This is a genomic window from Halalkalibacter alkalisediminis, assembly GCF_028610705.1.
GTDB lineage: Bacteria > Bacillota > Bacilli > Bacillales > Bacillaceae_D > Halalkalibacter > Halalkalibacter alkalisediminis.
The window spans coordinates 1-7,165 of record NZ_JAQQWT010000071.1; the positions used below are offsets into that span (position 1 = coordinate 1).

Annotated in this window: 6 protein-coding genes, 1 pseudogene and 2 other annotated features; all 7 genes and pseudogenes read right to left on the reverse strand. The window is 33.7% G+C overall.

All coding sequences use genetic code 11. The features are described 5' to 3' along the window. Positions 1-126: 126 nt before the first annotated feature. Positions 127-1,089, reverse strand: a complete 963-nt coding sequence (locus PQ474_RS25355) for a proline dehydrogenase family protein (RefSeq protein ID WP_273848361.1) — start codon at positions 1,087-1,089, stop codon at positions 127-129. Positions 1,090-1,232: 143 nt separating this feature from the next. Then, positions 1,233-2,060 (reverse strand): AraC family transcriptional regulator, encoded by an 828-nt coding sequence (locus PQ474_RS25360; protein WP_273848362.1) that lies wholly within the window; start codon positions 2,058-2,060, stop codon positions 1,233-1,235. Between the two features lie 338 nt (positions 2,061-2,398). Beyond that, positions 2,399-4,318: a threonine--tRNA ligase gene (gene thrS, locus PQ474_RS25365; protein WP_273848363.1), complete on the reverse strand. Its 1,920-nt coding sequence runs from the start codon at positions 4,316-4,318 to the stop codon at positions 2,399-2,401. Positions 4,319-4,376: 58 nt separating this feature from the next. Beyond that, positions 4,377-4,601: a binding site (T-box leader), on the reverse strand. Between the two features lie 41 nt (positions 4,602-4,642). Beyond that, positions 4,643-4,868: a binding site (T-box leader), on the reverse strand. Positions 4,869-5,076: 208 nt separating this feature from the next. Next, entirely contained in the window at positions 5,077-5,466 is a 390-nt protein-coding gene (locus PQ474_RS25370; protein ID WP_273848364.1) for a tautomerase family protein, read from the reverse strand. A gap of 152 nt (positions 5,467-5,618) precedes the next feature. Beyond that, positions 5,619-5,876, reverse strand: coding sequence for a DUF4190 domain-containing protein (locus PQ474_RS25375; protein WP_273848365.1), 258 nt, complete (start codon positions 5,874-5,876; stop codon positions 5,619-5,621). Between the two features lie 180 nt (positions 5,877-6,056). After that, positions 6,057-6,425 (reverse strand): annotated as a pseudogene (locus tag PQ474_RS25380) (NUDIX hydrolase); the annotation flags it as partial. Positions 6,426-6,562: 137 nt separating this feature from the next. Beyond that, positions 6,563-6,949 carry a VOC family protein gene (locus tag PQ474_RS25385; protein WP_337956414.1) on the reverse strand — a complete coding sequence of 129 codons (387 nt, stop codon included), beginning with the start codon at positions 6,947-6,949 and terminating at the stop codon, positions 6,563-6,565. Positions 6,950-7,165 lie beyond the last annotated feature (216 nt).

Here is a 7,165-nt window from a genome sequence, read left to right on the forward strand (position 1 = left end):
GTAAAAATCCTTCCTCAACAATCTGGCCCTTTTCATGAAGAAAGACGCTTTCCTTATTTCAGAAAAGCGCCCGATTGTTGAAGATACTAAATCATAACGAAACAATAGAAAATAATATTTCATTATTTAGTATGTATTTATTTTTTCCCTATCAGTATTTTGTTCAATTATATCTGAAATAAAAGTATAAATATTCGGAGGATATTCAGCAATACGATGAACTAAATATAAATACCACTCACTACCATATGTTACATAAACTTTAGATTGGATATTATCCTCCTTTAAAAATCTTAATAGGTCAGGTCGAACCCCATCCAACATCTCAACTTCAACATTCGGACTATAAAGAAATCCTTTTGCTTTTAGGTCCATCAATATATTTTCATCATGTGTAGCGACAGACAATGGATGATTACTATCTATACACATAGATACAAATTCTATATACCGTTTATTTAACTCTTCGGATCTTGGGATATATATACCTTCAGACTCTTGATAAGCCCCCTTTACTAAACGTATTCTACCCGAGGTTTTCAATAGATCATTTAGGTCAATAGATGAACGCTTCAAATGAACTTGTAATGTTATCCCAACATTTGAGAATAAATTTGATATCCTTTTATATAGTGATAAAATTTCATCTGTTTTTTGTGATTCTTCCATACTTATCATAAGTTGAATATTATGTTTTTGTGCTTCTTTTGCTAATTCTTCTAAATTAGTAAATGCTACTGCATCAGAAATCATCATTCCGATATGAGAAAGATCAAATGATACGGTAGCCTTCATTTGATTATTCCCGAGATCTTTTATTAATTCTTTGAATTCATTTTTGGTAAGCATACATTCTTCTTCGGATGTTGTATTTTCGCCAATAAATTCTAATGAAACCTGATACCCTTTGTTATATAGGTTTATAACACGCTCTAGCCCTTCCGTACGTGTTTCTCCAGCCACAAATCGGTTAGCACCTTTAATAAAAATCGGGAAAAGTTCTTTTGAATTTTGAAAATAGGATTTTAGTTCTTGATTTCTAGCAATCGATTTTAGAGCTTTGGAAAAGCGAATTTCTTCATTAAGCATAAAATAATCACATCCTTATTTTTTATCTTATTTGGGATTACGTTTTTCCGATGATGACTTTTCACCCACGAAAATCAAACTCCTATATTTGAGCTGAATCCCAAATGAAAATGGTAATAAATGTGGGAAATTATTAAAGCAGATCATTTATCATTCTGAATAAAAATATCCCTGTATTGTCCGGGTGTTAATCCAATAAATTCCATAAAGAAATTGCTAAAATGACTTTGATCTACAAAACCCGTCTCTATTGCCGCATCAAGTGGTTTTATCCCCTGTTCCAATCGTTTCTTTGCTTCATTAATACGTACCGTTTGTAAGTAACGATACGGGGTAATCCCCCGAATCCGGGTAAATGAGCGTAACAAAGAATATTTGTTCATATTAGCTATCTTTGCTAAATCATCTAAAGCAATATGTTCTGCATAATGTACTTCTATGTAGTGACAGACATTTTCAACTTCTTGTTTAATAGCTCTCGGTTCTGTATCTTCGATGGCTTCGGTATATTCTTCAATAAGCTGTTGAATAAGAAAATAAAAAGTTTCTTCTTTCTCAAAATCTGATATTTCATCATCCATAATCATCTGGTGAAGATTATGCAACAATTGAGCTTGTTCACTACGATAGGCAACAGGAGAAGCAAAGGAAGGAAGATATTCTTGCCCTGTAATCTCTTTTGTAACTTTTCGCATGATTTCAGGCTTGATATTCAAGCAGCGATAGTCTAATGTTTGGTTGTCAATTGATTCACAGGCATGATTGTCCAGAGGGTTAAAAAATATAATATCACCGGTACCTATTACATATTCTTTGTTCTTACAAGATAATCGTCTTTGTCCACTCTCTATAAACCCAATCACATAATATTCATGGAAGTGGTTCGGAAACTTTTGCATGATTCCTTCAAAACGATAAGCTTCTATTTGTAAATCATGATCAAAACGTACCGTTCTTTCCTCTTGTCCCATACGAACAACCTCCTTTTGATTTCTAAAAGTTAGTGTAACACATTTGGTTAAGGCTCTCTTGTAAGATATTGACTAATAAAAAATGGCATGGCAGTTTAAAAAAATGCCACACCATTCGTTTTATTAATATTAAATCTACAACAACAAAAGTGTCTTGATGACATCCATAAATTCCTTTTATCCTATTTTTCCCTTATCCTACCTTTCTTCATTGTGGGAACTAAAAATTATTTCTTTCAAGAAAAAAAAAAAGGACGCTGTTCTTATTAAAGAAAAGCGCCCTATTCTGGAATAACTAAATTTAGTTACACCCTGTTATTTTATAAAATATCTGCTTTTTAAATGCTACGATCTTTAATCTGTTGTACAATTTCCTTTTTAAAATCTTCAAATGGAACACTTTCTGATTGTTGGTTCCCGTATTTTCTAACATTTACTGCTTCTTCTTTAACCTCATTGTCCCCTAGAACTAGCATATATGGGATCTTTTGCATCTGTGCTTCCCTTATTTTGTACCCTAGCTTTTCATTATTTTCGTCAATTTCCACTCTTACCCCTAATTGTTTCAGTTCCGACTGAATCTTTAAACAGTAGTCCAAGTGAACTTGTGAGACAGGGATAATTTGTACTTGTGTCGGTGCAAGCCAAACAGGAAAAGCCCCTGCGAAATGTTCAATTAAAATACCAAAAAAACGATCAATAGAGCCAAAAATAGCACGATGAATGACAACAGGACGAACCTTATCATTATTTTGATTGATATAAGTCAAATCAAATTTTTCTGGCATCTGAAAATCAAGCTGGATAGTTGCACATTGATGGCTTCGTTTTAATGCATCTTTAATATGAAAGTCAATTTTCGGCCCATAAAATGCCCCGTCCCCTTCGTTTAAGTGGTATTTAATTTCTAAATTTTCAAGTACATTCTTTAATGCTCCTTCAGAAATTTCCCAAAGGTTGTCATCACCTAATGAATCCTCTGGACGAGTTGAAAGCTCCACCGAATAGTCAAAACCAAAAGTTCGATATACTTGGTCAATTAGATAAAATACCTGTTTAATTTCACTTTCAATTTGATCCTCTCGAACAAAGATGTGGGCATCATCCTGACAAAATGTACGAACCCGAAGCATTCCATTTAAAGCACCACTGTATTCATGACGGTGAACTTGACCAAATTCCGCCATTCGAATCGGTAAATCTCGATAAGAGTAAAGGTTGTTTTTAAAAATCAGCATATGACCCGGACAATTCATTGGTTTCAGCGCAAATTTTTTATCTTCGACTTCAGTGAAGTACATATTTTCGTGATAATGATCCCAATGTCCCGATTTCTCCCATAATTGTTGATTCATCATAAATGGAGTACGAACTTCATCATAATAGGCATTACTTTGAAGCTCACGAGAAAAGTTTTCTAACTCATTTCTAACAATTTGTCCTTTCGGTAAATAAAATGGCATTCCTGGAGCTTCCTCAGAAAACATAAATAACTCCAATTGTTTCCCTAATTTACGGTGATCGCGTTTTGCTGCTTCTTCTAAGAAATTTAGATACTCATTTAAATCCTTTTTCTTTTTAAATGCTACTCCATATACTCGTTGAAGAACTTCGTTTTGACTGTTACCCCGCCAATAAGCACCGGATACACGAGTTAATTTAAAGGCTTTTATTAAACCAGTGGACGGAAGGTGAGGACCACGACAAAGATCAATAAATTCTCCTTGCTGATAAAGAGTTATATTTTCATCTTTTGGAATGTCCTTTAGTATTTCTAACTTAAATGGCTCGCCTTTTTCTTCAAATAACTTTTCTGCTTCTTCATAAGAAACTTCTATTCGTTTGATTTCTAAATTCTCGTTTATGATGTTTTCCATCTCTTTTTCAATGGCAAGTAAGTCATCGGAAGTCAAACTGTGTTCTAGTTTCAAATCATAGTAAAATCCATCCTCAATGACTGGTCCTACTCCCAATTTTACATTGCCATAGAGTCTTTTAACGGCTTGTGCTAATACATGCGCTGAAGAATGCCTTAAAACATGCAATCCTTCTTCCGAATCTAGAGATAAAATAGAAAGTTCCGCATCCCGTTCTATCTTGTAGTTTAAATCCACCAATTGTTCATCTACTTTCCCTACAACTGCATTTTTTCTTAGGCTTGAGCTAATGGATTCTGCTACACTTTCCACTGTAATTCCTTTCGGAAGTTCCTTTATTTTCCCGTCTAAAAATTGAATTTTAATTAACTTTTCATTCATAACAATAACACTCCTTTAAAGTAATAAATTAATAAATAAAAAACGCACTCATCCCTCAACAAGGGACGAGTGCGTTATACCCGTGGTTCCACCCAATTTCCCATAAGCTAAAAGATAACTTACGGCTCTGGTGCTGTAACGTAACATAGACGGTATTGGATACTTAGGTTCCCCAATACAGCTTCAAGGTGGTAAATTATTTTCCTAAGCTAGGAAGATCGCAGCTTATTCTTCCCTCTCTGAAAACCGTAAAAATAATTCATGTCCTTTTCATCGCAATAATTTTATATTTGATTGTAAAATAAAAAACGCACTCATCCCTCAACAAGGGACGAGTGCGTTATACTCGTGGTTCCACCCAACTTCCCATAAGCTAAAAAGATAACTTATGGCTCTGGTGCTGTAACGTAGCATAGACGGTATTGGATACTTAGGTTCCCCAATACAGCTCAAAGGTGGTAAGATACTTTCCTGCGTTAGGAAGATTTCAGCTTTCCTTCCCTCTCTGTAAACCGTATAAAGTAACTCATTTCCTTATCAGTGCTTTTTATCAAACAATTAATTTAAATTATTTTACATACTACAATAAATTACCATAAATAGCAATACCTATTTTATTTTCTTCCTCCATTAAATGGCCCTTTTCATGAAGAAAGACGCTTTCCTTATTTCAGAAAAGCGCCCTATTCTTGAATAACAGAAAAGCTTCTATTAGCTGGTTTTGCTAAAAAGGTGGTCACTAATTGACCACCTTTTACTCATACATTAACTTTATAATTAAGTGCTAACTCATCCCCAGGTAATCCCCTTATTCCCCAGTTATGTTTCGGTGTTTCAAAAATTGTTATCTCAACATCTTGAGGGGATATACTCAATTCACTATTTATACGTTCGAATAGTAAGTTAATTAAATGTTTTTTAGCTTCTACCGTTCGACCTTCAAACATACTAATCTCAATTACGGTATATGATTCAGTTCTTCCACTTGCAAAATAAAAATCTTCTTTGTTCATAGGGAACAAGCGATGAAATTTCTTATCCGAAGGAAATTCAAGAGCTTCCACCATACACGAATGAATAACATTCGATAGCGTTTCCTTAATTGGATTTAACCTATCCTTAACCCCAAAAATTTTAATTTGTCCCATTCTCATCTCACCTTTCTCTCTCATCTAAACTAAACTCAGCTAACAATAGACACTTTTCTATAGAGAAGCAACAAATTCCTTCTTCAAGTATTGCGCCCTATAGTTGAATAACTTAATTCATCTCTGTTCTCTTAAAATTGTATATTTAAGATTTAAATCATAAACAAAACAGGCAAAAAAGTTCCAATAACACAGCTCAAAATCCCAATAGTTGCAAGTGACTTTCCATTTTGTTTAAACTTCCTCATTTCCCGCAATGCTAGAAGTCCAACAGTAATTCCGATAATCCCTGGTATGAAACCAAAAGCCATTATGATTGAAATAAAAATAGAAAACATCCCCAATACTAACGTTAAAACTGCTTTATTATTTACTTTTGGGCTTTCTATAACATTAAGTTTTGCTGTCAACTCAATTCACACCCTTTTCAGTAATCTATTATTCAATAATCCTGCTCTGTTCTGGCATAACTTACAAATTCAAGGTGAACATCTAATTTCCTTTTTCACTACAAAATCTGTTCCTAAAATGTTGAAAATGAGCGTTATCCTTGTTCCAGGAAAGCTCCCGATTACGTAACAATGAATTACTTATACTAATTGGGAATATGTATATTGTTTAATTAGATTTTTGATCATAGGGTTAAGACCTTCAGGTAATTTATTCATATTAAAAAACTTAGCCTCAGTTGTTTCAGTACCATCTGCTTTTAGAACTCCTCCTTTAATTTCTCTTGAAACATAAGCTATTGTAATTGGATAAAATTCATCGCCATTAGGTAATTTAACATAATGCTGTTTCCCAGAAAAAACACCAACTAAATCAACTTTACCAATCTCAATACCTGTTTCTTCTAATACTTCTCTTCTACCAGCTTCCTCAGTAGATTCGCCTAATTCGATAAATCCACCAGGAACTTCCCAAAGTCCATCTCTTCGCTTTTGTAACAAAATTTCTCCGTAGCATAAGAGAATTGAAAGAAGAAACAGGATATGACGTTCTATTGAATAGTATCGTTGTACTATGCAATAGAGCATCTGTTGTTTTTCCTTTCTCTTATTGAGCATAAGCAACACGTTTGTTGAATTAGAGAAACTTATTCACTTAAATTAAAATATACGATTTCCCATATATGTCCATCAAAATCTTTAAAGTATCCTGAATATCCCCATTCATATTCCTTTGGCTGATTAGGTAGAAGTGTCCCACCTAGTTCTATTGCAATTTTCAAAATCGAATCGACTTCTTGTTTACTTTCAGCAGCATGGCTCAGAATAACTCCGGAAGACTTTTCGACTGAATTTGATTGATTAAACTCCTCAAGCTCTGATTGAAGATATAGAACTAATGATAAATCGCCTTCCATTTCAAATATAATATGATCTGCACCTTCAACTAACCCTTCTGTTGGTAAACCTAATCCCTCTTTATAAAAGGCTATCGATTTTTCCAAATCATTAACAGCAAGTGTAATAATATTTATCTTCGGTTACATATTATAGATCCTCCAACAATATTAAATATTTTTGATAGTACTCTAACTTTATAAATGTTTCTTCTACTACTCTGCCTCCGTTACTTTAATAAGCAGATGGCGTTGCATTGTTTAAGCAACGCACCCTTTCGTATTATAAGGTTATCCAGATAAGAAAATATTTCTGGTTGACCTTTTTTTATATGGTCTTATTATAACAGTAGC

What these genes read in the sequence shown, in the direction of transcription:
- PQ474_RS25355 (WP_273848361.1), bottom strand. Translation starts at nt 1,089, where the DNA reads ATGCTTAATGAAGAAATTCGCTTTTCCAAAGCTCTAAAATCGATTGCT.
- PQ474_RS25360 (WP_273848362.1), bottom strand. Translation starts at nt 2,060, where the DNA reads ATGGGACAAGAGGAAAGAACGGTACGTTTTGATCATGATTTACAAATA.
- thrS (WP_273848363.1), bottom strand. Translation starts at nt 4,318, where the DNA reads ATGAATGAAAAGTTAATTAAAATTCAATTTTTAGACGGGAAAATAAAG.
- PQ474_RS25370 (WP_273848364.1), bottom strand. Translation starts at nt 5,466, where the DNA reads ATGGGACAAATTAAAATTTTTGGGGTTAAGGATAGGTTAAATCCAATT.